Annotated in this window: 22 protein-coding genes; 14 read left to right on the forward strand and 8 right to left on the reverse strand. The window is 43.8% G+C overall.

The window, feature by feature from the left end:
* Positions 1-20: 20 nt before the first annotated feature.
* Entirely contained in the window at positions 21-1,238 is a 1,218-nt protein-coding gene (locus RS893_RS26275) for an aminotransferase class V-fold PLP-dependent enzyme (protein ID WP_315788544.1), read from the forward strand.
* Between the two features lie 50 nt (positions 1,239-1,288).
* Here the strand turns inward: RS893_RS26275 and RS893_RS26280 are convergent.
* Positions 1,289-1,980 (reverse strand): IS1 family transposase gene (locus tag RS893_RS26280; RefSeq protein ID WP_315784082.1). Its coding sequence is split into 2 segments (ribosomal slippage): positions 1,289-1,656 and positions 1,656-1,980, totalling 693 coding nucleotides; the frame shifts between segments, so codons are not numbered across the junction.
* 167 nt (positions 1,981-2,147) lie between these two features.
* Here RS893_RS26280 and RS893_RS26285 point away from each other — a divergent pair.
* A complete protein-coding gene (locus RS893_RS26285) occupies positions 2,148-3,578 on the forward strand; it encodes a radical SAM protein (RefSeq protein ID WP_315788545.1) in 1,431 nt (476 codons plus the stop codon).
* Positions 3,579-3,587: 9 nt separating this feature from the next.
* Positions 3,588-3,914 carry a hypothetical protein gene (locus tag RS893_RS26290; protein ID WP_315788546.1) on the forward strand — a complete coding sequence of 109 codons (327 nt, stop codon included), beginning with the start codon at positions 3,588-3,590 and terminating at the stop codon, positions 3,912-3,914.
* A 329-nt stretch (positions 3,915-4,243) separates the two neighbouring features.
* Here the strand turns inward: RS893_RS26290 and RS893_RS26295 are convergent, their stop codons facing one another.
* On the reverse strand, positions 4,244-6,520 hold the full coding sequence (locus RS893_RS26295) for a bifunctional (p)ppGpp synthetase/guanosine-3',5'-bis(diphosphate) 3'-pyrophosphohydrolase (RefSeq protein WP_315792106.1): 2,277 nt from the start codon (positions 6,518-6,520) through the stop codon (positions 4,244-4,246).
* Between the two features lie 47 nt (positions 6,521-6,567).
* Between RS893_RS26295 and RS893_RS26300 the strand changes: the two genes are divergently transcribed.
* Together RS893_RS26300 and patD are read left to right on the forward strand one after the other, a co-directional pair.
* Complete coding sequence (locus tag RS893_RS26300; protein WP_315788547.1) at positions 6,568-6,759, forward strand: hypothetical protein; 192 nt, start codon at positions 6,568-6,570, stop codon at positions 6,757-6,759.
* Between the two features lie 75 nt (positions 6,760-6,834).
* Positions 6,835-7,185 carry a heterocyst frequency control protein PatD gene (patD, locus tag RS893_RS26305; RefSeq protein WP_315788548.1) on the forward strand — a complete coding sequence of 117 codons (351 nt, stop codon included), beginning with the start codon at positions 6,835-6,837 and terminating at the stop codon, positions 7,183-7,185.
* Between the two features lie 100 nt (positions 7,186-7,285).
* On the opposite strand, the gene RS893_RS26310 is transcribed toward patD, so the two are convergent.
* The 3 genes from RS893_RS26310 to RS893_RS26320 form a co-directional block, all read right to left on the reverse strand.
* Positions 7,286-8,374 (reverse strand): DMT family transporter, encoded by a 1,089-nt coding sequence (locus RS893_RS26310; RefSeq protein WP_315788549.1) that lies wholly within the window; start codon positions 8,372-8,374, stop codon positions 7,286-7,288.
* A gap of 267 nt (positions 8,375-8,641) precedes the next feature.
* A complete protein-coding gene (locus RS893_RS26315) occupies positions 8,642-9,307 on the reverse strand; it encodes a response regulator transcription factor (protein ID WP_315788550.1) in 666 nt (221 codons plus the stop codon).
* Between the two features lie 13 nt (positions 9,308-9,320).
* Complete coding sequence (locus RS893_RS26320) at positions 9,321-10,466, reverse strand: HAMP domain-containing sensor histidine kinase (RefSeq protein WP_315788551.1); 1,146 nt, start codon at positions 10,464-10,466, stop codon at positions 9,321-9,323.
* Between the two features lie 564 nt (positions 10,467-11,030).
* Here RS893_RS26320 and kdpA point away from each other — a divergent pair.
* The 5 genes from kdpA to RS893_RS26345 all read left to right on the forward strand — a co-directional run bounded on the left by kdpA (position 11,031) and on the right by RS893_RS26345 (position 16,933).
* On the forward strand, positions 11,031-12,770 hold the full coding sequence (gene kdpA, locus RS893_RS26325) for a potassium-transporting ATPase subunit KdpA (RefSeq protein ID WP_315788552.1): 1,740 nt from the start codon (positions 11,031-11,033) through the stop codon (positions 12,768-12,770).
* A 150-nt stretch (positions 12,771-12,920) separates the two neighbouring features.
* Complete coding sequence (gene kdpB, locus RS893_RS26330) at positions 12,921-15,071, forward strand: potassium-transporting ATPase subunit KdpB (protein WP_315788553.1); 2,151 nt, start codon at positions 12,921-12,923, stop codon at positions 15,069-15,071.
* Positions 15,072-15,580: 509 nt separating this feature from the next.
* A complete protein-coding gene (locus tag RS893_RS26335; RefSeq protein ID WP_315788554.1) occupies positions 15,581-15,844 on the forward strand; it encodes a potassium-transporting ATPase subunit F in 264 nt (87 codons plus the stop codon).
* Positions 15,844-16,488: a K(+)-transporting ATPase subunit C gene (gene kdpC / locus RS893_RS26340; protein WP_315788555.1), complete on the forward strand. Its 645-nt coding sequence runs from the start codon at positions 15,844-15,846 to the stop codon at positions 16,486-16,488. The genes RS893_RS26335 and kdpC overlap by 1 nt, the downstream gene beginning before the upstream one ends.
* 103 nt (positions 16,489-16,591) lie before the next feature.
* Positions 16,592-16,933: a hypothetical protein gene (locus RS893_RS26345; protein ID WP_315788556.1), complete on the forward strand. Its 342-nt coding sequence runs from the start codon at positions 16,592-16,594 to the stop codon at positions 16,931-16,933.
* A gap of 142 nt (positions 16,934-17,075) precedes the next feature.
* Here RS893_RS26345 and RS893_RS26350 read toward each other — a convergent pair whose 3' ends face one another.
* Positions 17,076-18,059 carry an AraC family transcriptional regulator gene (locus RS893_RS26350; protein WP_315788557.1) on the reverse strand — a complete coding sequence of 328 codons (984 nt, stop codon included), beginning with the start codon at positions 18,057-18,059 and terminating at the stop codon, positions 17,076-17,078.
* Between the two features lie 302 nt (positions 18,060-18,361).
* Here RS893_RS26350 and RS893_RS26355 point away from each other — a divergent pair, with 302 nt between their 5' ends.
* The 4 genes from RS893_RS26355 (at position 18,362) to RS893_RS26370 (ending at position 22,179) form a co-directional block, all read left to right on the forward strand.
* Positions 18,362-18,757, forward strand: a complete 396-nt coding sequence (locus tag RS893_RS26355; protein WP_315788558.1) for a (R)-mandelonitrile lyase — start codon at positions 18,362-18,364, stop codon at positions 18,755-18,757.
* A 110-nt stretch (positions 18,758-18,867) separates the two neighbouring features.
* Complete coding sequence (locus tag RS893_RS26360) at positions 18,868-19,638, forward strand: SDR family oxidoreductase (protein ID WP_315788559.1); 771 nt, start codon at positions 18,868-18,870, stop codon at positions 19,636-19,638.
* Between the two features lie 148 nt (positions 19,639-19,786).
* Positions 19,787-20,824 carry a zinc-dependent alcohol dehydrogenase family protein gene (locus RS893_RS26365; protein ID WP_315788560.1) on the forward strand — a complete coding sequence of 346 codons (1,038 nt, stop codon included), beginning with the start codon at positions 19,787-19,789 and terminating at the stop codon, positions 20,822-20,824.
* A 347-nt stretch (positions 20,825-21,171) separates the two neighbouring features.
* Positions 21,172-22,179, forward strand: a complete 1,008-nt coding sequence (locus RS893_RS26370; RefSeq protein ID WP_315788561.1) for an aldo/keto reductase — start codon at positions 21,172-21,174, stop codon at positions 22,177-22,179.
* Between the two features lie 178 nt (positions 22,180-22,357).
* On the opposite strand, the gene RS893_RS26375 is transcribed toward RS893_RS26370, so the two are convergent.
* Together RS893_RS26375 and RS893_RS26380 are read right to left on the reverse strand one after the other, a co-directional pair.
* A complete protein-coding gene (locus tag RS893_RS26375; RefSeq protein WP_315788562.1) occupies positions 22,358-23,101 on the reverse strand; it encodes a biotin/lipoate A/B protein ligase family protein in 744 nt (247 codons plus the stop codon).
* Positions 23,102-23,128: 27 nt separating this feature from the next.
* A complete protein-coding gene (locus RS893_RS26380; protein WP_315788563.1) occupies positions 23,129-23,617 on the reverse strand; it encodes a YbjN domain-containing protein in 489 nt (162 codons plus the stop codon).
* Between the last annotated feature and the right edge of the window lie 22 nt (positions 23,618-23,639).

The raw sequence follows: 23,639 nt of genomic DNA on the forward strand, positions 1-23,639 counted from the left end.
TAAAGGATAAAAGTTAAAGGATGAAGGATAAAGAGAGAGTTTCATACTTCAGCTTTAGTACTTCATGCTTCAAAGATTTATGGTCGTTTGATCCAAAAGTAACTTTTCTCAATCATGGCTCCTTTGGTGCTTGTCCGATCGCAGTTTTATCATTTCAGCAACAGTTGCGATCGCAACTCGAACAGGAACCATTACGATTTTTCACCAGGGAGTGGGAACCACTGTTAGATGGAGCTAAAAGCAAATTAGCGGCATTTGTCGGTACTGATGTAGAAGATGTGGTATTTGTCCCCAATGCAACTACTGGTATAAATTCCGTATTGCGTTCCCTAATTTTTCATCCTGGAGATGAAATACTCACAACCAACCACGAATACAACGCCTGTCGTAATGCACTTGATTTTATCGCCAGTCGTACAGGGGCAAAGGTGGTAGTTGCTCAGATTCCTTTTCCCCTCGATTCGCCTCAGCAAGTTGTAGAAGCAGTAATAGAGCGAGTTTCATCCAAAACACAATTAGCACTGCTAGATCATGTCACAAGTCAAACAGCATTAATCTTTCCTCTACAGGAGTTGGTGCAACAATTGCAAACCAGGGGTGTGGACACACTTGTAGATGGCGCTCATGCGCCAGGAATGATACCCTTAAATTTGCGAGAAATTGGCGCAACTTATTACACAGGAAATTGCCACAAATGGCTGTGTGCGCCCAAAGGAGCAGCCTTTTTATATGTGCAACGGGATAAACAACCAGAAATTCGTCCCTTGACAATTAGCCACGGTGCGAACTCCCCACGCACTGATAAAAGTCGCTTTCAATTGGAGTTTGATTGGATGGGGACAGATGATCCCACCGCGTATATGTGCGTACCAGAAGCGATCGCATTTTTGGGTTCGCTGTTACCTGGTGGTTGGGATGAATTGAGACAGCGCAATCACCAATTAGCATTACAAGCCAGACAGCTACTTTGTGAAACACTGGAAGTTTTGCCACCCTGCCCAGAAGAGATGATTGGTTCAATGGCTATTGTACCAATGCCTATCGCTTTAGAAAACCGCAATTTTTTATCTATACGTGATGAGTTATTTGATCGGTTTTCTATTCAGGTGCAAGTGCTTCCTTGGCAGGAGACACCGAAATTACTACTGAGGATTTCCGCACAAATTTACAACACGATAGAGGAGTATGAGTATTTAGGGAAAACGCTGAGAGAATTGATTGCTGAAAGTGGTGGTTAGCACCATTAGGATATGTCTACATTTTTGGCGTTGCTGAATAAAGGTATGTTTTAGGCAGGTAAGGGAACAGAACGATATTTGAGGTAGTGCAATAACAATCGAACAGAGTATCTCAGCATTTCCTCGGTTTTGGAATAACATAAAGTTTTACGATGAAGACGAGCCAAATAATGTCTAAGCCTTGTGTTTTCATTTTCGACTCGTGTCATGTAGGTCTTACTCACAATTTGGTCACCATCAGGAACAAAACAAGGGTAAACAGGGTATCCATCTGTGACGTAAAAATAACTCTGCCAACACTGGACAATGTTCCATAACTGTTGGAAAGTAGTCGAACTACGATCACCTAAAACCCAAGCAAGAATACCTTGAGTAAAGTGATTTACCGCCGTCCACAACCAGATTTTATTTTTTTTGAACCAATAAATGTTTCTAATTCATCTAGTTCTCCCACCTGCGGAATTTCCTTTGAATTTGGTGTATCCGCCAATTGTGTACCCACTCGTTTAACCCAATGAATAATGGTAGTATGATGAACGTTTTTCACCCTTTCAATTCCACGAAATCCCATACCATTGACGTACATTTTTAGGCATTCTTGTTTGATTTCATCCGAGTAGCCCCTGGGTGGTTTATAGACATCAATGAATTGACGACCACAATCACAGCAAATGTGATTCTGTTTACCTCTTTTCTTTCCATTCTTACGGTTATGACAAGATCCACAGCGTGGACATTCCATGATTAATTGACCTCAATTCATACCGCTATTATGCAACGCCACATTTTTTTATATTAAGTCATCTTCATGGGGAATTGCTATAACTGCAATCAGTAAAGCACCAACACTATTCTAAATAGTGCTTGCTATTGTTTACTGGTGTAAGATTAAAAACAAACTTCTGCACCATGCCTACTCGCAATTACCTATTTTATGCTTTGACAAATAGTGTTTGTTCCAAGTGTCTCACCAAAGTCGAAGCAAAAATTATATTTCAAGATGATCACGTTTACTTAATTAAACATTGTCCTACTCACGGACGAGAAGAAGTTTTAATCGCTGACGATGTTGAATATTACAAAAAATCCCTGGAGTTTATCAAACCAGGAGATATGCCACTCAAGTTTAATACACCAATCAAATATGGTTGTCCTTATGATTGTGGACTATGCCCAGATCATGAACAGCATAGTTGTTTAACTTTAATAGAAGTCACAGACAGATGCAATCTGTCTTGTCCAATTTGCTATGCTGATTCCGGTGCGGAAGAATTTTCTGATATTTCTCATCAACCCAGACGACACCGCAGTTTAGCAGAAATTGCTAAGATGATTGATGCGGTGGTGGCGAATGAAGGAGAACCGCAAATTGTGCAGTTGAGTGGTGGTGAACCAACGCTTCACCCAGAGTTTTTTGCAATTATGGATCTTGCCAAAAGCAAGCCAATTAAACATTTAATGATTAACACCAATGGCGTAAGAATTGCGAAAGATAAAACTTTTTGCAGTCGCCTGAGTCAATACATGCCTGGTATAGAAGTATATCTGCAATTTGATAGCTTTGAAGCAGAAGCGCTAAAAGACTTGCGAGGCGCAGATTTGCGTAGTATCAGGGAAATAGCGATCGCTCACCTTAATGAGTATAATATCTCTACAACTTTAGTTGTCACCCTCAAAAAAGGACTGAATGACCACGAAATCGGCAAAATAATTGAGTATGCTTTGCAACAGCCTTGTGTACGCGGCGTGACGTTTCAACCAATCCAAGCGGCTGGACGTTTACAAGGCTTTGATCCCAAACGTGATAGGTACACCCTTACCGAAGTCCGTAGGTCAATTTTACAACAAAGTCCTTACTTTCAACCAGAAGATATTCTACCTGTTCCTTGTCATCCCGACTGTTTGGCAATGGCTTATGCACTCAAACTAAATGGTAAAGTCATACCCCTAACTGGGTTAATCAATCCTGAAAAGTTTGTGGAAATTATGCCCAACAGTGTACTTTACGAACAAAACCCAGAACTCAAACGCCACATTTTTGAGTTATTTTCTACCAGTCATTCACCTAGTTCTGTGGCTACATCATTAAGGCAGCTTTTGTGTTGTTTACCAATGCTTCCCGTTCCCGAAGGAATTACCTATGCCAATATTTTTCGAGTGATGATTGTCCAGTTTCTTGATCCGTTTAATTTTGATGTGCGTTCGGTGAAGCGATCATGTATTCATATCGTCCACCCAGATGGCAGAATCATTCCCTTTGATACTTTCAATATGTTTTATCGCGAGGGTAGTACAGGGTACGATTTGGTTAATAATCAAAGATTAAATTTTGCTAATTAAGGATGTTGCATGTCAAGAAGAAACGAATTTTATTATATAATCGGCGGAATTTTTCTAGTCATGGGAATGCATATCATCGCAACTTTGATTTTGGGCATTCTTGCTTATATAGAATTAATAATTGCCTCTCAATATAACATCAGATTTTTTCAGTTAATTTTTGTAGTCTATTTTTTTGGGATTGGGATAACACAATTTGTATATATCATACCTGTCCTTTTGAGACTAAGAAAGCAAGAAAAGTTTGCCTTGATGAAGGGGATTATAATTAGTGCGATTTTCACTGCTTTACTAAATGGTCGTTGCTGGATTGGGTTTATAAATTTAACATCATAAGTTTATGTTTGATTGGGATTTTGGTAAGGAGGAATATATTTTTTATAAAACGAACACAGATGCACACAGATACACACAGATGGATTATGGGTGGGCGTTTAGGTGATTAATTTTTAATAGAAGATTTTATTAATTCGTAGTGAATTCTTTATAAAAATACTTTGCGTTCCTTTGCGCTGACTCCGCGTTCCTTTGCGTTTAAATATACTACGATATAATGCCAAGCTGCACTTAGTACTATCAGCAATTAATAATTAATCATGGGAAATAGGTAAACCGCGTTGTTATTACCTATTTCCCATGACTAAGATATCCAATCAAACATGATTTTATTCGTCAATTTGACCAAGGCGACGGATATTAAGAATATCACTCATTTTCTTAATTTGAGTAAATATCTGTTCTAATTGAGGGCGATCACGAATTTCAACTCCCAAATCGATCAATGCTGGTTGACCAAAGGATGTTTTTACATTTGCATGGCGGACGTTGATCCCTTGGTCGCTTAGCCGTGACAAAATATCTTTTAATACTCCTACTCGGTCTAGTGCTTCAATTTGTAAATTCACCGCGTAAGTTACAGGACGACCACTGTGTTCTACTGCTTGGTTCCAACTCACCGGAACAAGGCGATCGCATTCTACTTTTTCCAGATTATGACACCCTTGACGATGAATAGAAATTCCTTTGCCCCGTGTCACCACACCAATAATTGCTTCGCCAGGAATAGGGGTACAACACCCAGCTAAGTGATACAACAACCCTTCTACACCGACGATAGGCGAGTCACTAGTGCGGGAAGTTGTGGGAGTTGCTTCTCGTAATAAGGCCGCTGCCTTAGCTGTAGTGGGTAGGTGTGTGGTATTATCCGGCTCGTTAGTAGCAGGCTGCTGTGCTTTTACGATTTCTCGCCAACGGTTCAGCACTAAGTTGAGTGTAATTTCCCCGTAACCCAAAGCTGCGAGTAAATCTTCTGTGGAGTGGTAATTACATCTTTCTGCTACCGCCTGCATTGCTTCTGACTTCAGCACATTATCAAAACCTGTTCTCCCAAGTTCTTTTTCTAATAATTCGCGTCCACGCGCAATATTTTCTTCCCGGCGCGATCGCTTGTACCATTGCTTAATCCGGTTTTTTGCTGCACTAGTCCGAACAAAGTTCAACCAATCCAGACTAGGATGACCATTTTTTTGAGTAATAATCTCGACTATATCGCCGTTTTGCAAGCGCGTCGAAAGTGGTACCATCCTACCATTTACCCGCACTCCCGCACAGCGATTCCCTACTTCTGTGTGAATGCGATAGGCAAAATCCACTGTTGTAGAACCAGGTTTTAAAGCAACTAAATCCCCTTTGGGAGTAAAGACATAAATGTCTTCTTCAAATAGATTATCTTTGATGCTTTCCAAATATTCTTGAGCATCTTTTAAATCACTTTGCCATTCTAATAACTGCCGCAACCAAGTAAATTTTTCATCCGCCGCAGTTAAAGTAGCGTTAGAACCGCCAGTTTCTTTATACTTCCAATGAGCAGCGATACCATATTCTGCCACATGGTGCATTTCCATTGTCCGAATTTGCACTTCTAAAGGTCGTCCCCAAGGCCCTATTACTCCAGTATGTAATGATTGGTAACGGTTGGGCTTAGGCAATCCAATATAATCTTTAAATCTACCAGGAATCGGACGGAAGACATCGTGAACAACCGCCAATGCGCGATAGCATTCCTCGTTGGTTTGTACAATAATTCGCAGTGCTGCTAAATCATAAATTTCATGAAATTCTTTATTTTGCCGTTGCATCTTTTGGTAGATGCTATAAAGATGCTTGGGACGTCCACTAATATCAAGACAGCGAATTCCTGCTTCTGCAAGTCGAGTTCTCAATGTTTCTGAGATTTTTGTCAATCTCTCTTCTCGCGCTGTGCGTTTTTCCGAAATCAGCTGTTGAATTTGCCGAAAAGCTTCTGGTTCCAAATACTTAAATGCTAAGTCTTCCAATTCCCATTTAAAACGCCAAATCCCCAAGCGATTTGCTAGGGGAGCAAAAATTTCTCGTGTTTCTGTAGCGGTACGACGGCGTTTTTCGTCTGGCATATATTCTAATGTCCGCATGTTGTGTAAGCGATCTGCTAACTTCACTACAATCACGCGGATGTCTTGCGCCATAGCCAAAAACATCCGTCGAAAATTTTCGGCTTGACTTTCAGTTTTGCTTTTGAAATTGATTTTAGATAACTTGGTGACGCCTTCAACTAAGCATCTAACTTCTGCACCAAAACGCTGTTCTATTTCTTCAATTGTAACATCTGTATCTTCCACTACATCATGAAGAAATCCAGCTGCTATCATAGCTGCACTACCACCTAAATCACGCAGCATTCCAGCTACAGCAATCGGATGACAGATGTATGGTTCTCCTGATTTGCGGTACTGACCCTGATGCAGCTGATAAGCAAACTCAAAGGCTCGACAAATCAAACTTATATCATAATATTTCTGATCTTCTTCCGTTGCAGTACCGTCTGTAGGCGGTGTACGTAAGCAACTTTCTAGCCATTCTGGAAGAGTTATATCAATAGGGTGGTTGACAATTGTGCTGCTCATCATAAAATATAGCGGGGCTGGAGATGATTTGGTGGTTAGAGGGAGGAGTGAACACACTTGACGAGAATGTCGTCGAAAAACTATTTGCTGCCGACACGAGGGAGGAAAAAGCGATCGCAGGATCATTGCTTGAACAAAAAGCTTGGGCAAATTATCCTGTACTGGGTGTCAAGCATAATAGTTATCAGAATCTAATGATGGCAAATCAGACCCCAAATTTAAGATTTTGGAGTCCATAACCTTAACAAAAGGTTAGAAAAGAATATTGTATAAGAAAAATTACTTGACATTAATAGTATCTCAATTAGCACTGAATGTCTGTCAATCAAGAGAGATATCACACCTTCGTAATACTATTAGAGCAACTCCGCTTGCAAGCAGCAACTCACCAAACAGATGCACAGCAACTGCGACAGCATCTTTTGTCTTTACAAGAATTTTTTCGGCAGCATATTTTACCTTTAGCAGAGGAAAAAACACGGGAACTATCCTATCGGACAGAGATGAGTAAGCAACTGCAACTGTTGGAAATCGACCTAATGTTTCTTCAAGGCGCGCGACAAGCCGCAACTGCTGTTAATCGACTTAAAACAATTAGCGATCGCCTGACAATTATCATCGAATACTGTCAAACCATTCTGCAATCAGAAGCACCAGAAAAGTGATGTGGTCAATGGTCAATCGTCAATTGTCAAAGTTAGTGGTTAGTAGTTGTTGGTTGTTAGTAGGTAGAGACGCGATGTTCCTCGCGTCTGTACATCATGATTAATCGCGTCTGTACATTAGTGATTGCTGGTTGCTGGTTGTTGGTTGCTGGTTGGTCGTTAAGAATTCCTCTTGTCCTGTTTGTCCCCCTTGTCCCCCAAGTCGTCCCTCTTCCCTTGTCCCCGATCCCCGACCAGCTAAAACATCGCGTTGATTAATCAGGTAAATACTAATTAAAGTCAAACCAACTCCTATCCACTGTAAAGGGCTGAGAACTTCTTGCAGCAACAAATTGCCGAATAGTAAGGCAAATACAGGCGTGAGAAAAGTCAGAGAACTCAGACTAGTCAAATTTTCGCTAGAAGCAAAATAGAAAAACAAGGCGTAGGAAATTGCGCTGCCAAAGACCGTAGCATACCCCAAAGCTGCCCAGTCAGATGGTACGAGATTCTGCCATTGTTGGGATTCAACAACCGATGAAATCCCCCACAAGGGTAAACCACCGATAACCATATGCCATCCCGTAGCTGTAACGGGATCAGCATGACGGCTGACAAAGCGGATCATTACAGTTCCCACCGCCATACTCAAAGCTGCTAACAGCATTAGCCATTCGCCACTAGCAAACAGAGAATTGAGGAATGGGAGAGTGGGAGAAAGCAAAATTTCGGGAGTGTTGTCAGACAAAAGACCTAAGATCAACTCATCAGGTAAGCCAATTAAACTGATCCCCGTCACACCCAACAAAAGTCCTAACCATCCCCACAAACCAATTATTTCTTGAAACAACCAAGAAGACATCAAAGCCACCGCCAAAGGTTGGGAGTCAATCATCACTGATCCCAACCCAGCACCAGTTCTCACTAATCCCTCAGCTAAAAAGCCTTGAAATAATGCCCCATCTACCAAGGCAAATAAAGCAATCCACAGCCAAGCAGCCCAACCCTTAGGCTGGGGTCTACCCATGAAAGCAGCTGCGATTAAAATCAGCAACCCGGCTGGGATTATCCGCACCCCGGACATAAACAATGGTGTGGTGTGGGAAATCACTCCTTTCATCGCCACCATCGCCGTACCCCAGAGAAAAAAGGGTGCGATTAGGAGTAGGGGAGTTAGGGGAAACCGAGATGCACTGAATTTCAGCTGCATGAGATTGCTGACGCCTTTGCTTTACAACTGCATAAATTGCTTTACCTAATTTTACCGAATTATGACTTTTTGTGAAGGAAAGAATACTTACTGACCCAAGAAAGGCAGTCCTAATGAAACAAGTTTCACCGCCAAGCATGAAAAAACCTCACCCCTAGCCCCTCTCCTTACTAAGGAGAGGGGTGTCCTCTGCTTGACGGGGTGAGGTTACTTTCAAGGCAGAAGGCAGAGGGTTATAGACAATAATTCTTCCCTTTGCCAAAAGGGTCACTTGATCAAACCTGCTTGCATAGCGACGATGACTGCTTGAGTGCGATCGCGGACTTCTAGTTTATGTAAAATGGTATGGACATGAACTCTGACTGTACCTGTGGTAATATATAGTACTTCAGCTATTTCTTGATTTGTTTTGCCTTGTGCTATGAGTGAGAGAATTTCTTGTTCTCGTTGCGTCAGTGAATTTACGGTTATAGATAGATTTTTGGTGTAATCTTCGGTATAATTAAACTCGAATTTAGAACGAATTTCTTGGGTTGCAGTTTCATCCCACCAAGACGCACCCGCAGCCACAGAACGCAACGCCAGTACCAATTTTTCGGCTGCAATTCCTTTTAAGCAGTAGCCTTGTGCGCCTGCTGCTATTAACCGTGCAATCAAGGATGCTTGAGAATGAGAAGTCAAAACTAATACTGGTAATTGGGGGTGTAGTTGCTTAATTCGCCGACACGTCTCAATGCCTCCAATACCTGGCAATCCCACATCCAAAAGTACAATATCAAGAGAATGTTCCTTGACTAATTCAACCGCAGTTTCACCATCTTCCGTCTCAGCAATAATTTCTAACCCTGGTTCTTGTTGCAATCTCACGTGCAATCCCAAGCGGAACAGTTCATCATCTTCAACTAGGAGAATTTTAAGTGCAGTAGAAGCCATTACTAAACAATGATCAGTTATCAGTTTTGTAACTGTTGACTGAATGAGGATAAACTGGAAGTCTAAAACCAAAGATAGCTCCAGTTGTGATGGTATCAGATGATAAAGTATATTTAGCACAAACCCGATTCTCTGCCCAAATTGTACCACCGTGCGCTTCAATAATTTGGCGAGACAGATAAAGTCCTAGCCCAGAACCTTTTGCTTGGCGATCGCTATGACCTTGGTAAAATCTTTCAAATAGGTGGGAAAATTCATTAGGCAAAATACCTGCACCTGTGTCTAGTATTTTGACAATTTGGTGGGATGCCTGCGATTCTAGCACCACTTCTACATGACCTCCGCGCCGGGAGTGGTTAATGGCATTTACCAAAAGATTAGTAAAGACTCGTTCTAGTTGCAGTGTATCACCTAACACCCATAAAGATTGCCGTAAATCTGAGTCACCATAGTCAAAAGTTATATAAATGCGACGGTTAGAAGCTAAAGCTGCAAGGTTACTAGCAACATCTTCTGCGATCGCAACTAAATCTACTGGTGCTAAATTTAGTTTTAGACCCTCAGTATCATTACGATAAACATCCAACAAAGTTTCTACGAATTGTAGAGAAGTCTGATGACTACGGATCATTGTAGCCAGAACTTTCTGTTGAATTGGCGAAACAACACCAAATTTTTCTTGCTGAAATGCTTTGATAGTTTCGATCGCTCCCAACAACGGTGTTTTGAGATCATGGGTCAGAGTGGAAGCAAAATCTTCTCGCAGTCGTACCAATTGTTCCTGTGATTCTAACTTAGCTTGGGTCAAGGCAATTGCTTGTTGCGAACGTCGCAGGCGTATACTCAAAAAACCCGTCACCATCAAAGCCATCGAGGCAATCACTCGACTTGCAACTGTAGAAGTTGTGATTGCTTCCCGTCCTGGTATCCATAAATTTAGCATAGTCAAGCAAATAGCAAGAAACGTTGCCCGCAAAGTTGCTCTTTCACCAAACCAAGAATTTACCAACAAAATCGCCCCACTGTAGAGATATCCAAACACATAGTCAGTTGGGGTGGTATATTCAAGAGTTCCAATAATAAGAAATACTCCCAATATCAGAAAAGTTTTACCCAAGCGCCAGTTCTGAGACTGCAATTTCGTTTTTAAAGATGCCATTCACAAAATTATCCTGCCACTCATTTTTATTAAAAATATATGTAACTAGACTTCTTGCACAAATATTTTTTGATCCCACCCTAACTCTAAGCGAATTCGCTTAGGAAACTAAATCTTCCCCCTGTGAAAGGGGGGATTTTGGGATTAATGCAAGGATCGACTATATGAAAGAAAGAATATTCAGAGTAAATTCTATTATAATTAGAGACTTTTAATTGTGTGTTTAATTTTGTGTTTAGTTCTGTATATATCTAGTGTTTACTAATTATCTAAACAAATTCAATTTATATATATATCTATTGATAAATACTAGATATCAAAAAATAAACATATTTTTATTACCCCTAATTCTTGTTTTACTATGTAAAACATCCGATGATGTAAGTTGATAAAAATAGTTCGTAAAGTAAGCGTTAAAAATCTCTTTTTATCTCCTAAAAATTTGCTTTGGTCCTTAGTGAATTGGTGATTAGTAAAAAGACTTTTCAGACTTGTGATTTTCTAAAAAAAGATTTGAAAATCAAGAAAAGTCTGATTTTATTTATATTGGAGTTTACCTAGCTTATGCTACAAGAATGGATACAAATAGCATTAACGCTACTAATTGTAGTAGTAATCACGCCCTTTTTTGGGCGCTATATGGCGCTTGTTTTCCAAGAACAACGGACTTTTCTCGACCCAATTGTGAACCCAATTGAGCAAGTGCTTTACTCTCTAATTGGTGTTAAGGCTAAAGACAATATGACAGGCTGGCAATATGCACGAGCCATTATCTACAGCAATATAGTGATGGGGTTGCTAATTTTTTTCATCATAATGAATCAGGAATGGCTACCCCTAAACCCAACGAAAATTGGCGCGCCGACTTGGGACACAGCACTGCATACCACAATTTCCTTTATTACTAACACCAACCAGCAGCATTATTCTGGTGAAACTTACATGAGTTACGCTAGTCAAATGTGGGGACTAGGATATCACATGTTTACCTCAGCAGCGACAGGAATAGCAGTAGCGATCGCCTTTATTCGCGGATTAACAGGTAGACCACTGGGTAATTTCTATGTAGATTTAATTCGCTCAATTACGCGGGTATTACTGCCAATTAGTATTGTCGGTGCGATCGCTTTTATGGCTGCTGGCGTTCCGGAAACATTAGCAGGTCCTGTAATTGTTCCTACTTTAGAAGATCCTAATATTAGTCAAGCGATCGCTCGTGGCCCTGTGGCTCACTATGAAATTATCAAAGAACTAGGCGAAAACGGTGGTGGTTTTTTTGCTATCAACTCTGCTCATCCATTTGAAAATCCCAATGGGTTTACTAATTTGATTCAGTTGGTAGCAATTCTTTCGATCCCAACCTCGCTGATTTACACCTATGGTATCTTCGCCAACAACATCAAACAAGCCTGGTTAGTTTATTGTATTCCCTTGGCAATCCTTATTGGTTTCATCATCATTACAGCCATTGGCGAATACAACGGAAATCCGGCTGTGAATACTTTGTTGGGTAGCAACCAACCAAACCTTGAAGGTAAAGAAGTCAGATTTGGCTGGGCGCAATCTGCTTTATATGCAGCCATCACCACAGCCACAATGTGTGGTGCTGTCAATAGCATGCATGATTCGTATATGCCTAGTGGTGGTTTCGTCACCCTTGCCAACATGTTTCTGCAAATTGTATTTGGTGGACAAGGTACAGGAACAGCTTATTTATTTGCTTATTTAATCTTGGCAGTATTTGCTACAGGCTTGATGGTGGGACGCACACCAGAATTCTTGGGACGCAAAATTGAAAAGCGAGAAGTAGTGCTAGCCAGTTTCCTAATTTTGCTGGTTCATCCTATCGCCATTATGATCCCAGCAGCTATTGCTTTGGCATTTCCTGATCAACTGGCGGGAACTAGTAATCCTGGTTTTCACGGCTTTGCCCAAGTCGTTTACGAATACGCTTCAGCTGCTGCCAACAACGGTTCCGGATTTGAAGGCTTAGCTGATTCTCAACCCTCTCCATTAGCGATCGCCACAGGTACAGCACCAACTACAACCGCCCTGTGGTGGAACCTTAGTACTTGTTTTAGTCTCCTAGCAGGACGTTATATTCCAATTGTCGGTTTGCTCTTACTCGCAGATAGTATTTCCCGCAAGCAGCCAGTGCCTTTAACAACTGGTACACTGCGAACCGATACTAGATTATTTACGGGCGTAACCGCAGGCGTAATTTTGATCTTAGGTGCACTCACCTTCTTTCCCGTACTGGCATTTGGCCCAATTGGTGAGTTTTTTCAAATTCGTAATGGGTAATCGAGGATTAGGGGACAAGGGAGACAAGACAAGGAGGAGTAAATTCTACACTCCTCACACTCCCCCATCTCCCCCCAACCCCACAAAGTGGGGACCCCTAGCCCCCCACCTCTCCACCACCCCACTCCCTCACTTCAATAACTAAAATATATGGGAACAAAGACCAATTCATTCCCTCCTCGTCTGCCCCGTGTGCCGCAGGGAACTCGTGATTCGCGCAAGTACACTCCTAAAGCAGATATGCGGGGACTATATCAAAGGGCAATTAAAGAGTCATTTGTGAAACTCAATCCACGCATAGCTGTGAAAAATCCAGTTATGTTTATTGTCTGGGTAGGAACCATTGTCACTTTTCTCGTCACCCTTGACCCGAATTTATTTGGAACTATACAACTTCCTGTAAACCAGCAACGTTTGTTAAACGGGTTGATTACTCTGATTTTATTTTTCACAGTTTTGTTTGCTAACTTTGCCGAAGCTGTGGCTGAAGGGCGGGGAAAGGCACAAGCAGATACTTTGAGGGCGACGCGATCAGATACAATTGCTCGTAAAATTCTGCCCGATGGTTCTATCCAAGAAGTGAATTCTACAGAACTGCGGCGGGGTGATTTAGTAAAAATCATTGCCAATGACATGATACCCGCCGATGGGGAAGTAATCGAAGGTATTGGCTCGGTGGATGAGTCTGCGATTACCGGGGAATCTGCCCCTGTACTCAAGCAACCAGGTACAGATATTGCTAGTTCTGTTACTGGTGGTACGCGGCTACTATCTGATGAATTGAAGATCCGGATCACCGCTGACCCTGGTCAAGGGTTTATTGACCGCATGATTTCTTTAGTAGAAGGGGCGGAACGTAGCAAAACTCCTAACGAAATCGCCTTAACAGTACTTTTAGCAGTCCTGACCCAGGTTTTCCTAATTGTCGTGGCAACAATTCCTCCCTTTGCTGCTTATGTTGCTAACTTTGTCAGTACATTGTACGGAGTAGAGGCAGGGAACAATCTGCGTGCTGGTGCTAGCATTGCTATTTTGATTTCACTATTAGTAGCATTAATTCCGACTACAATTGGCGGTTTGCTGAGTGCGATCGGTATTGCTGGGATGGATAGAGTTGCCCAATTTAACGTCATTGCTACCTCTGGTCGAGCCGTAGAAGCCTGTGGTGATATTAACAGTTTGGTATTAGATAAAACAGGTACAATCACCTTTGGCAATCGTATGGCCGATGAATTTATCCCCGTAAACGGCCACTCTGTAGAAGACATTGCCCAAGTATCCTTAGTTGCTAGCGTATTTGACAATACGCCAGAGGGTAGGTCAATTGTCAAACTTGCCCAAAACTTGGGTGCAAAGGCGGATTTTGATACTAGCATAGCTGAAGGCGTTGAGTTTTCTGCCAAAACCCGCATGAGTGGTACTAACTTACCTGATGGTAAACAAATCCGTAAAGGGGCAGTAGATGCAATCAAGGGGTTTGTGCGTTCTCGTGGGGGAAATAGTACTTCTGAACTGGATGCAGCGTTTGAGCGAGTTTCCCATTTAGGTGGTACTCCCCTAGCAGTTTGCCAAAACGATGAGATTTTTGGTGTGATTTACCTTAAAGATATCGTCAAGCCTGGTATAAAAGAACGATTTGACCAACTCCGCCGTATGGGTGTGCGTACTATTATGCTCACAGGTGACAATCGGATCACAGCCTCGGTAATTGCCCAAGAAGCAGGGGTTGATGATTTTATTGCTGAAGCGACTCCAGAAGACAAAATAGAAGTAATTCGTTCCGAACAGTCTCAAGGTAAGTTAGTAGCCATGACCGGAGACGGTACTAACGATGCACCAGCATTGGCTCAAGCAAACGTGGGTTTAGCAATGAACTCTGGTACACAAGCTGCCAAAGAAGCCGCCAATATGGTGGACTTGGACTCTGACCCTACAAAGCTCATTGACTTGGTGACTATCGGTAAACAATTATTAATTACCCGTGGGGCGTTGACGACGTTTTCTATTGCTAATGATATTGCCAAGTATTTCGCTATTATTCCTACTATCTTTGCAGCAGCTGGTATTGGCGCATTGAATATCATGGGGCTAAAAAGCGCTCAATCTGCCATTATTTCAGCTTTGATTTACAATGCCCTAATTATCCCAGTTCTTATTCCTTTGGCACTCAAAGGTGTAAAGTTTCGCCCTTTGACAGCAGATCAACTGCTACGCCGCAACATCTTTATATATGGTGTTGGCGGTATCATTGCACCTTTTATTGCTATCAAGTTGATTGATGTTATTTTGCCGTTGTCTTGAAAATGGGGGTTGGGGATTGGGCATCAAAACCTCAGTGTTTTAGTTCAAAGCGTGAAGTTTCGAGTTTTAAACCTGAATGTTCTGGTTTTAAGTGTGAAATTTGGAGTTTTAAACCTGAATGTTCTGGTTTTAAGTGTGAAATTTGGAGTTTTAAACCTGAATGTTCTGGTTTTAAGTGTGAAATTTGGAGTTTTAAACTTGAATGTTCCTGTTTGAAGTGTGAAATTTGGAGTTTTAAACCTGAATGTTCTGGTTTTAAGTGTGAAATTCAGTCAAATCCTCTTCCCTTCTGCCCTCAGCATAGCTGCCTTTTAAGAGTTAAAGCTGTGACCAAAATCGTATTTTATAAATCGAACACCGATGCACACGGATGCACACCGATAGACACAGATAGGTTATTGGTGTGTCCACAATTTCAATGTTTTAGTGCAAAACTTGAAATTCCAGAATTGGAGATTAGTTAACAACTAACAATCAACTATCAACCACCAACTACCAACTATTTATTTATGAAACCTATTCAACGCTACCCGATTTTATCTGACCAACTATTAGAAACTCTGACTGAAATTTGGTCTGCTAGCAAAAAACAAAAGCTGCCATTGTACTTGTTCATAGCCATGTGCTTGAACTTGGTGGTTGCACCTTTGGTGTTAGCTGCTGATCAACAGTTTTCTCGCACTCAAGCTTGGGCGTTGGGACTATTAGGAATAGTCACGGTTGCTCTTTCTATATATTTATTTTTTGTGATGTTTATACCGGAGAAATTCTAATGAGTTTTACACGCGAAGCAAGTAGAGCAATTCGTTCTACTTTAGTACTTTGGATCATTACAGCTATTATTTATCCTTTCGTAATGATTGGGTTTGGACAAGTTGTGTTTCCAACTCAGGTGAATGGTAGTCTAATCAGAAATACCCAAGGTGAAATAGTTGGTTCTGCTCTTGTTGGTCAACCTTTCACAAGCGATCGCTATTTTAACAGTCGCCCCAGTACCACTAGCTATAGTACTGCTGACCCGAACAAGGATGAAGCCGGGGTATTAAAAACTGGAGTTTCCGGTGCTAGCAACTTGGCTCCTAGTAATCCAGCTTTGTTAGAACGTATTAAAGGTAACAATGATCCAGACCCCAGTAAACGGGTTGAAGGAGATTTTAATCGTCTCAAGAATGCAGGTGTGCAGCCTACAGCCGATTTAGTATACACCTCTGGTTCCAGTCTTGATCCCCACATTACTCCGGAGGCTGCTAAAGCGCAAATTGCACGAGTCGCCAAGGCGCGAGGAGTGCAGCCCCAGCAGTTGGAAACTTTGATAAACCAAAATATTGATGGTCGTTTTTTGAGTATTTTTGGTGAACCAGGAGTTAATGTCTTGAAGTTGAATCTGACTTTAGACGCATTGAAGCCTACAATCTAAAATTAAGAGGTGAGTAAGACAGTTAACAGTTAACAGTAAGTAATAAAATTTGAAAACTGATAACTGATAACTGTTTACTGACAACTGATAACTGAAAGTGATTATGCTGATTGCAAAAACCGCTAAGAATATGCAAACTGTTTCTGTTGCACTCCCTTCTCAAACAGTTCAGCCCAGTCAACCAAATTCGACAGGGCAAAGAAATGATCATATCGGCTTGTTTACATTAGTTTTCATTACTTCTTTGATAATTGGCTTTATTTTGGGAAAATATCAGTCTAATAGATACAAAAAGCAGCGTGACAAGCAAATGGCTCAGATCCTCAAAGAATTTGAAAACTTGAAACATCAACAAAAGATAATATCTAATACTGAGGAACAGATGAGTCTTGAAAGGAGAAAGAAAATTGAAATGTTAGAGAGGATATGGAAAATCAAGCCTTAGAATAGATTTTTATTTAAATGAAAAGCAAATTAAAATCTTAGAGAGGATATGGAAGAGTAAAATTTAATTATTGAATTTAAATCTTTTTATGATTCCCTTTATACGCCTTTTTACTTCTGTAACGATCGCTCTTAGTTAGTCCTCATGTTGAACTAGCAGTCTGCCTAGCAGTTTCTCGTAGCCGCTCCACATCGCGCATCGGTGGCGCACCAAACAGCCGCTTGTACTCCCGGTTGAAGTGCGAGGCATCGTCGTACCCCACTCGATAGGCAGCACTAGTAGCGTCAAGGTTTTCCCCCAGCATTAGACGGCGGGCCTCTTGGAGGCGCAGTTGCTTCTGGAATTGCAAGGGACTCATTGCAGTAACAGACTTGAAGTGATGGTGGAAGCCCGAGACACTCATTCCAAGCTCTCGGGCGATGCTTTCAATGCGAAGCGGTTGGTTAAAGTCTTTACGAAGTCGCTCGACGGCAAGAGCAATGTGGTGAGTGTAGCCACCTAGAACTGCAATCTGACGGAGCCGACTTCCTTGCTCTCCGATCAGGAGTCGGTAAATGATTTCCCGCTTAATCAGTGGTGCGAGAACATGAGCTTCAGCAGGGGAATCTAGAAGCCTGACGAGCCGCACCACAGCATCCAATAGATTTGCATCCAACGAACTTACGTCAATCGCTTTCACATCAGCACGGTTACGTGATGAGGGATACCCTGCCTCGATCATGACTGAACCGACCAGGGTGGGGTCAAGATCGAGGCGAAGGCTAAGGAACGGTTGCGCCTTGGACGCTTGGAGAATTTGACTGACAATCGGCAGTTCGACCGTAGCAAGCAGATAATGCAAAGGGTCATACTGATAGCGATCGCTGCCCAGAAGCACTTCTTTGCTGCCTTGAGCAATCACACAAAAGGCAGGGACAGAGACACTATGAAGGCATTCCGCAGGCGAGGAGGTGCGGTTGAAGTGCAATCCTTTGAGCGGCTCAATCGTCCCATCATCACGGATAGCCCGTGCAATCCGCTCTTTCAGTTCGTCTCTGTTGGCTTGCGCTCTGTCTGCCTGGCGCTTTGCCTGCTGGTCGTTCATCAAATCCCTATCAGACGTTTCACTCGTTTTTGCAGCGTTCATTTCTAAGTTTTGCAGGATTGTACAACTATCTTAGACGATTGTTCTATTGCTTGCCCTCTAGGATTCCTAGAATAAAACTAAAGCAATGAAAAACGATTCCGGCTTCTGATAAGCGTCTGGACTTTTATTCAAGAAAAAACTCAGTTTTGACAGGCAAGAGACTCGCCTACTGACAACCAAAACGGTATCAAGGCTAACCTTGCTGCTTAAAAAATTTCCATCTCTACCTATAGGCGATCAGTGTCCAATCGCAGAGATTGGGCTAGCAATTATGCAGGGCATCAAGTGAAGGAATTAAAAAAATGGACATCAAAAGAAGTGGCTCACAGCCTTCCACCAAAGGATCGGCTGAGTATTTTACCGGCACCGTTCGCATTGACCCTCTGTTCGAGGCACCCGATCCAGCACGCACGTCTGGAGCCAGTGTTACATTCGAGCCGGGCGCTCGGACAGCATGGCACACCCACCCGTTGGGCCAGACCCTAATCGTGACTGCTGGCTGCGGTCTTGCACAACGCTGGGGTGGTGCGATCGAGCAAATTCGGCCGGGGGACGTGATCTGGTTCTCGCCCGGTGAGAAGCATTGGCACGGCGCTACAGCAACTACGGCCATGACGCACATTGCCATTCAGGAGGCACTCGACGGCAAGCCCGTGGACTGGCTGGAAAAGGTCAGCGACGACCAATATCGCCAGTGATCTGCGTATCTGAAATTTTTGGGAGTCGAGATGCACATCCTTAGCTCAATTACACGGCAATAAATTGTAGAAATCAAGGCTTCCCGAATAAGCAACGCAAGGAGTAAAAAATGGCAATGAACGAGAAGGGAAATTATACAGAAAAGGTTGCGTTTGTGACCGGAGCAGCGAACGGCATCGGTCGAGCTACAGCGCTGGCGTTTGCACGTGAAGGCGCTAATGTGGTGGTCGCTGACATTTTAGAACAGGGCAATCAAGAAACGGCCCATATGATCGAGGAACTCGGCGGGCGGGCGCTCGTCGTTAGGTGCGACGTGACGCGGGCCGAGAACGTGAAGGCGGCTCTGGACAAGACTATCGAGACCTTCGGGCGGCTGGACTTTGCATTCAACAACGCTGGTGTGGAGCAGAAGAAGGCAGTAACAGCGGAAATCGAAGAGGAAGAGTGGGATCGGATCGTAGACACCGACCTGCGCGGCGTTTTTCTGTGCATGAAGTATGAAATCCCCCTGATGCTCAAGCAAGGCAGCGGCGCAATCGTGAACACATCATCGGGTGCCGGCGTCATAGGCATCAAGGGCGGAGCCGCATATACCGCCGCAAAACACGGCGTGATCGGACTCACCAAGTCGGCGGCTCTCGACTACGCCTCGCAGAACATCCGCGTCAACGCCGTTGCCCCCGGTTACATTGACACACCGATGATGGATCGCTTCACTGGCGGCACTGCTGAAGGACGCGAACAGGTAATCGCACAGGAGCCGATCGGACGGATGGGCCAGCCCGAAGAAATAGCCAATGCCGTTGTCTGGCTGTGTTCGGACGCGGCTGCCTTCGTCGTCGGACACGCCCTGGTCGTCGATGGCGGTCAAACGGTGTAGTGTGTTCGGGGCAGTCGCCTTCGCCATGAGCCAGCCGGAGGATGTGGATGTGAACGAGATTCTGTTCCGACCCACGAGCCAAGTGCCTTAAAGACTCGTAATTGACGAACAAAAGTAAGCATTAGTTTTTTACTTCGGAGATTGTTCAATGAAAGCAACCGTTTACTATGCCCCTGGTGATGTCCGGGTTGAAAATGTTCCCGATCCCACAATTCAACAGCCCACAGATGCCATTGTCCGGATTACTCACGCCTGCATCTGCGGATCTGACCTGTGGTTCTATCGGGGTGAGGAAGAGTGGCAACCCGGTTGGCGAACAGGACACGAATGGATGGGAATTGTGGAAGAGGTTGGTTCTCTTGTTCGCACTCTGAAAAAAGGCGATCGCGTCCTCGCTCCCTTTGCGTTTTCCGATGGCACCTGTGAATTCTGCCACAAAGGAATTCAAACTTCTTGCGTACATGGTGGTTTTTGGGGAACCACAAACGATGGTGGACAAGCAGAAGCCATCCGTTCGCCCTTGGCCGATGGCACATTAGTCGTCATTCCCAAGGATGTTGAGAATGATGATGACCTCCTCACCGCCATTCTACCGCTTACCGATGTGATGTCTACCGGTCATCATGCTGCTGTCTCAGCAGGAGTCCGCACAGGCAGAACGGTTGCAGTCGTTGGTGATGGGGCAGTAGGTTTGTGTGGCGTGCTTGCTGCCAAACGTCTCGGTGCTGAACGCATCATTATCCTGGGGCGGCACACATCGCGGCTGGAGATTGCACGACGGTTTGGTGCAACGGATGTTGTCAGCAGTCGAGGGGAAGAAGCGATCGCGGCGGTGAAAGAGATGACCCAAGGTGGTGCAGAGTCGGTACTGGAGTGTGTGGGCAACCAGTCTGCAATGGCAACAGCGATCGGCATTGCGCGTCCCGGTGGAGCGATCGGGTATGTCGGTGTGCCGCACGGCAGCGGCCAGAATTTCAATCTGAACCGTTTATTTATGAATAACATCACCTTGCGAGGCGGTGTTGCACCCGTCCGTGCTTACATTCCACAATTGTTAGCCGATACAGTGGCAGGCAAACTCAACGCCTCTGCTGTCCTCGATTTAACCGTCGATCTCGATGGTGTTCCCAGAGGGTACGCTGCAATGGATAGTCGGGAAGCAATCAAAGTCATGGTACGCCCTTAAAGAAGCTGACTCACCAACTCCGGCAGGAGAAAGTAATGACGAAGACTGAGGCAATCGCCATCAGCCCAAGATCTTTTGAGCAGGCATTTTTACACACCACGCAGCAGAAGTTTATTGAGACATCATAAGTCTCTGTGGCTCAAATATCGGTGACATCGCCGAAACCCAGGAGATGCTCGACTTTTGCGGCAAGCACAACATCACTGCCGATGTCGAAGTCATCCCCATCCAGAAGGTCAACGAAGCCTACGAGCGACTGCTCAAGTCCGATGTGAAGTACCGCTTCTGTATCAATATAGCATCACTTAAATCTGAATAAACCTAGGTAAAACCTTGAAGGAGTAACAATGCAAAAACGTAAACTTGGAAAAAGCAACTTAGAAGTCTCGGCGATTGGACTTGGCTGCATGGGAATGAGCTTTTCTTATGGCCCACCCAAAGACACGCAGGAGATGACCGCTCTTCTGGGAGCCGCTGTTGATCGTGGCATTACATTCTTTGACACTGCTGAGGTCTACGGTCCATTCACCAACGAAGAACTTGTTGGCAAAGCCCTCGCTCCTTTCCGTGGGCAAGTGGTCATCGCCACCAAATTTGGGTTCGACATCAGTCCAAAATCCGATCCTCGTGGTATGAAGGGTTCACCCGGACTGAATAGCCGACCGGAGCATATTAGGGAAGCCGTGGAGGGTTCACTCAAGCGACTTAAGGTGGAGGTGATCGACCTGCTCTATCAGCACCGAGTTGACCCGAACGCACCAATTGAAGATGTGGCGGGAGCAGTCAAGGAGTTAATTCAGGAAGGTAAGGTGAAGCATTTCGGGCTTTCTGAAGCAGGCGTGCAAACGATTCGCCGCGCACATGCCGTTCAACCCGTAACGGCACTCCAGAGCGAATACTCACTGTGGTGGAGAAAGCCTGAAGCGGAAGTGATACCGACCCTTGAGGAACTTGGCATCGGCTTTGTCCCCTACAGCCCGTTGGGTAGGGGCTTTCTCACGGGCAAGATCGACGAAAACGCGAACTTCGATAGCTCCGACTTCCGTAGCACCTTGCCTCGCTTCACTAAGGAGGCGCTCAAGGCGAATCAAGCCCTGATTAATCTGCTCGGCAGCATCGCCCAACGGAAGCAGGCGACACCCGCTCAGATCGCGCTTGCCTGGCTGCTTGCCCAAAAGCCGTGGATCGTGCCGATTCCGGGTACCACGAAACAGCATCGCTTGGACGAAAATATCGGGGCAGTCTCAGTCGAACTCACGCCCGACGATCTGCGTGACATTGATGATGCGGCCTCAAGGATAACGGTACAAGGCGCTCGGTATCCTGAAAAACTGGAGCAAATGACCGATCGCTAAGCAGCAAAAAATATATTCTCTCGTTTACATTTTGGTCGCCGTAGCAGAGTACATACACAAGACAAACGACTGCTGCGGCAATACAATACCGCCGACTGCATGGAAAAGGCCAGCAAGGAAGCTGAAGGGGCTAGCCCCTTCATAATGAATATCATTATTGCTAAGCAAGTTAAAGTTATTATGGACTATACAGTTTAGTATTTAATGCCAAAATTGCTTGCCACTCATCTTCAGAGAATGGTTGCACAGCAAACTGGATATCAAAGCAATCACTAGCAGTAGCAAGTAAAACTGCAATAATCTTGTCTATGCTCAAATTGTGCAGAATTTGCACTGAACTAAATGACTTAGCGCCAAATACTTTGGTAAATAAATCTATATCTGGTTGCAAACGCATTGAACCATGTTGCAAGATTGCCCCACCACGTCGCAACTGGGCGCTACCGATGAGTTTATAACCATCTTGTGTAATTAGATCTGCACTAGTAGCAGTACTGAAACAGTCTGGGTTGTGAATGTAACCCCGACCAGCGCTACCATAGTGTAAATCTATGCCAAGCTGCCGCCATCCTTGAATTAAAAACTCACAGATTTTTTGGTACGCCTCTATGCGACTACCACTGAGTCCAGATGTGACGACGGCGTAAGTTAAATCACCTTGGTGCAAAACTGCCCGTCCCCCAGTGGAACGCCGTACCAAGTCTACTTTTTGACCTTGCCAAGTTAAATTCTGCCAGTGTTGAGGATATTTGTGTTGATGATAGCCAAGGGAAATAGTGACTGGCGACCAAGTGTAAAATCGCAAAGAAGGGGGATGCTGTCCCGATAAGTGCTGTTCTAATAACCAATGATCTATAGCCATCTGGATATTGCCAGAAGCTTCTAGTAAAGGAATTAGTCGCCAAATCTGGTTGCTATGCATTTATACAGCAAATCCCCACAAAATTACTTATGCTATACCAAATTCTGAGTGTAAAGTTTCGTCGTTATTATCGGCGATTGTTGCCACAACTGTTATCAGGCGTGAGACTTCGCTAGCAGACAACTCTGCTAAGGTGCGCGTAGCTAGTACAACTACTTGATTTTCAATAATGCCAAAACGAGATTCAAAAGTGCTAGAGCAGTTCATCTCTAATAATTGTCGCATTAGTTTAGGTTCATCTTTAGCAGGTAACTTTAGTACTGGAGACCACACTGTGATCGTATCTTCATCTGTTGTGCCTGTAAGCTGGACAAAAACTTCTACACTGCCATAAGTAAATTTCCAGAGGTAATTACCCTCTGGAGACTGGCTAACCATAGCACTGTCATTTTGTTCCAGAGAATCAATCACGTTTTCAATCACTTCTACATGGTTGATAGTTGCGGTATCTGTCACCAGTTCATTGATCAGTTCTTCAGTAGCGATCGCTTCCGGTTTTGGTTGGTAAGTTGCCATACAGTTTTCTCCTCAAGTTTAT

The sequence above is a fragment of the Fischerella sp. JS2 genome (genome assembly GCF_032393985.1).
Taxonomy (GTDB): domain Bacteria; phylum Cyanobacteriota; class Cyanobacteriia; order Cyanobacteriales; family Nostocaceae; genus Fischerella.

Excerpts from the sequence above, each read along its gene's own strand:
- RS893_RS26275 (WP_315788544.1), top strand. The coding sequence starts at position 21 with ATGAAGGATAAAGAGAGAGTTTCATACTTCAGCTTTAGTACTTCATGC.
- RS893_RS26285 (WP_315788545.1), top strand. The coding sequence starts at position 2,148 with ATGCCTACTCGCAATTACCTATTTTATGCTTTGACAAATAGTGTTTGT.
- RS893_RS26290 (WP_315788546.1), top strand. The coding sequence starts at position 3,588 with ATGTCAAGAAGAAACGAATTTTATTATATAATCGGCGGAATTTTTCTA.
- RS893_RS26295 (WP_315792106.1), bottom strand. The coding sequence starts at position 6,520 with ATGAGCAGCACAATTGTCAACCACCCTATTGATATAACTCTTCCAGAA.
- patD (WP_315788548.1), top strand. The coding sequence starts at position 6,835 with ATGTCTGTCAATCAAGAGAGATATCACACCTTCGTAATACTATTAGAG.
- RS893_RS26310 (WP_315788549.1), bottom strand. The coding sequence starts at position 8,374 with ATGCAGCTGAAATTCAGTGCATCTCGGTTTCCCCTAACTCCCCTACTC.
- RS893_RS26315 (WP_315788550.1), bottom strand. The coding sequence starts at position 9,307 with ATGGCTTCTACTGCACTTAAAATTCTCCTAGTTGAAGATGATGAACTG.
- RS893_RS26320 (WP_315788551.1), bottom strand. The coding sequence starts at position 10,466 with ATGGCATCTTTAAAAACGAAATTGCAGTCTCAGAACTGGCGCTTGGGT.
- kdpA (WP_315788552.1), top strand. The coding sequence starts at position 11,031 with ATGCTACAAGAATGGATACAAATAGCATTAACGCTACTAATTGTAGTA.
- kdpB (WP_315788553.1), top strand. The coding sequence starts at position 12,921 with ATGGGAACAAAGACCAATTCATTCCCTCCTCGTCTGCCCCGTGTGCCG.
- RS893_RS26335 (WP_315788554.1), top strand. The coding sequence starts at position 15,581 with ATGAAACCTATTCAACGCTACCCGATTTTATCTGACCAACTATTAGAA.
- kdpC (WP_315788555.1), top strand. The coding sequence starts at position 15,844 with ATGAGTTTTACACGCGAAGCAAGTAGAGCAATTCGTTCTACTTTAGTA.
- RS893_RS26345 (WP_315788556.1), top strand. The coding sequence starts at position 16,592 with ATGCTGATTGCAAAAACCGCTAAGAATATGCAAACTGTTTCTGTTGCA.
- RS893_RS26350 (WP_315788557.1), bottom strand. The coding sequence starts at position 18,059 with ATGAACGCTGCAAAAACGAGTGAAACGTCTGATAGGGATTTGATGAAC.
- RS893_RS26355 (WP_315788558.1), top strand. The coding sequence starts at position 18,362 with ATGGACATCAAAAGAAGTGGCTCACAGCCTTCCACCAAAGGATCGGCT.
- RS893_RS26360 (WP_315788559.1), top strand. The coding sequence starts at position 18,868 with ATGGCAATGAACGAGAAGGGAAATTATACAGAAAAGGTTGCGTTTGTG.
- RS893_RS26365 (WP_315788560.1), top strand. The coding sequence starts at position 19,787 with ATGAAAGCAACCGTTTACTATGCCCCTGGTGATGTCCGGGTTGAAAAT.
- RS893_RS26370 (WP_315788561.1), top strand. The coding sequence starts at position 21,172 with ATGCAAAAACGTAAACTTGGAAAAAGCAACTTAGAAGTCTCGGCGATT.
- RS893_RS26375 (WP_315788562.1), bottom strand. The coding sequence starts at position 23,101 with ATGCATAGCAACCAGATTTGGCGACTAATTCCTTTACTAGAAGCTTCT.
- RS893_RS26380 (WP_315788563.1), bottom strand. The coding sequence starts at position 23,617 with ATGGCAACTTACCAACCAAAACCGGAAGCGATCGCTACTGAAGAACTG.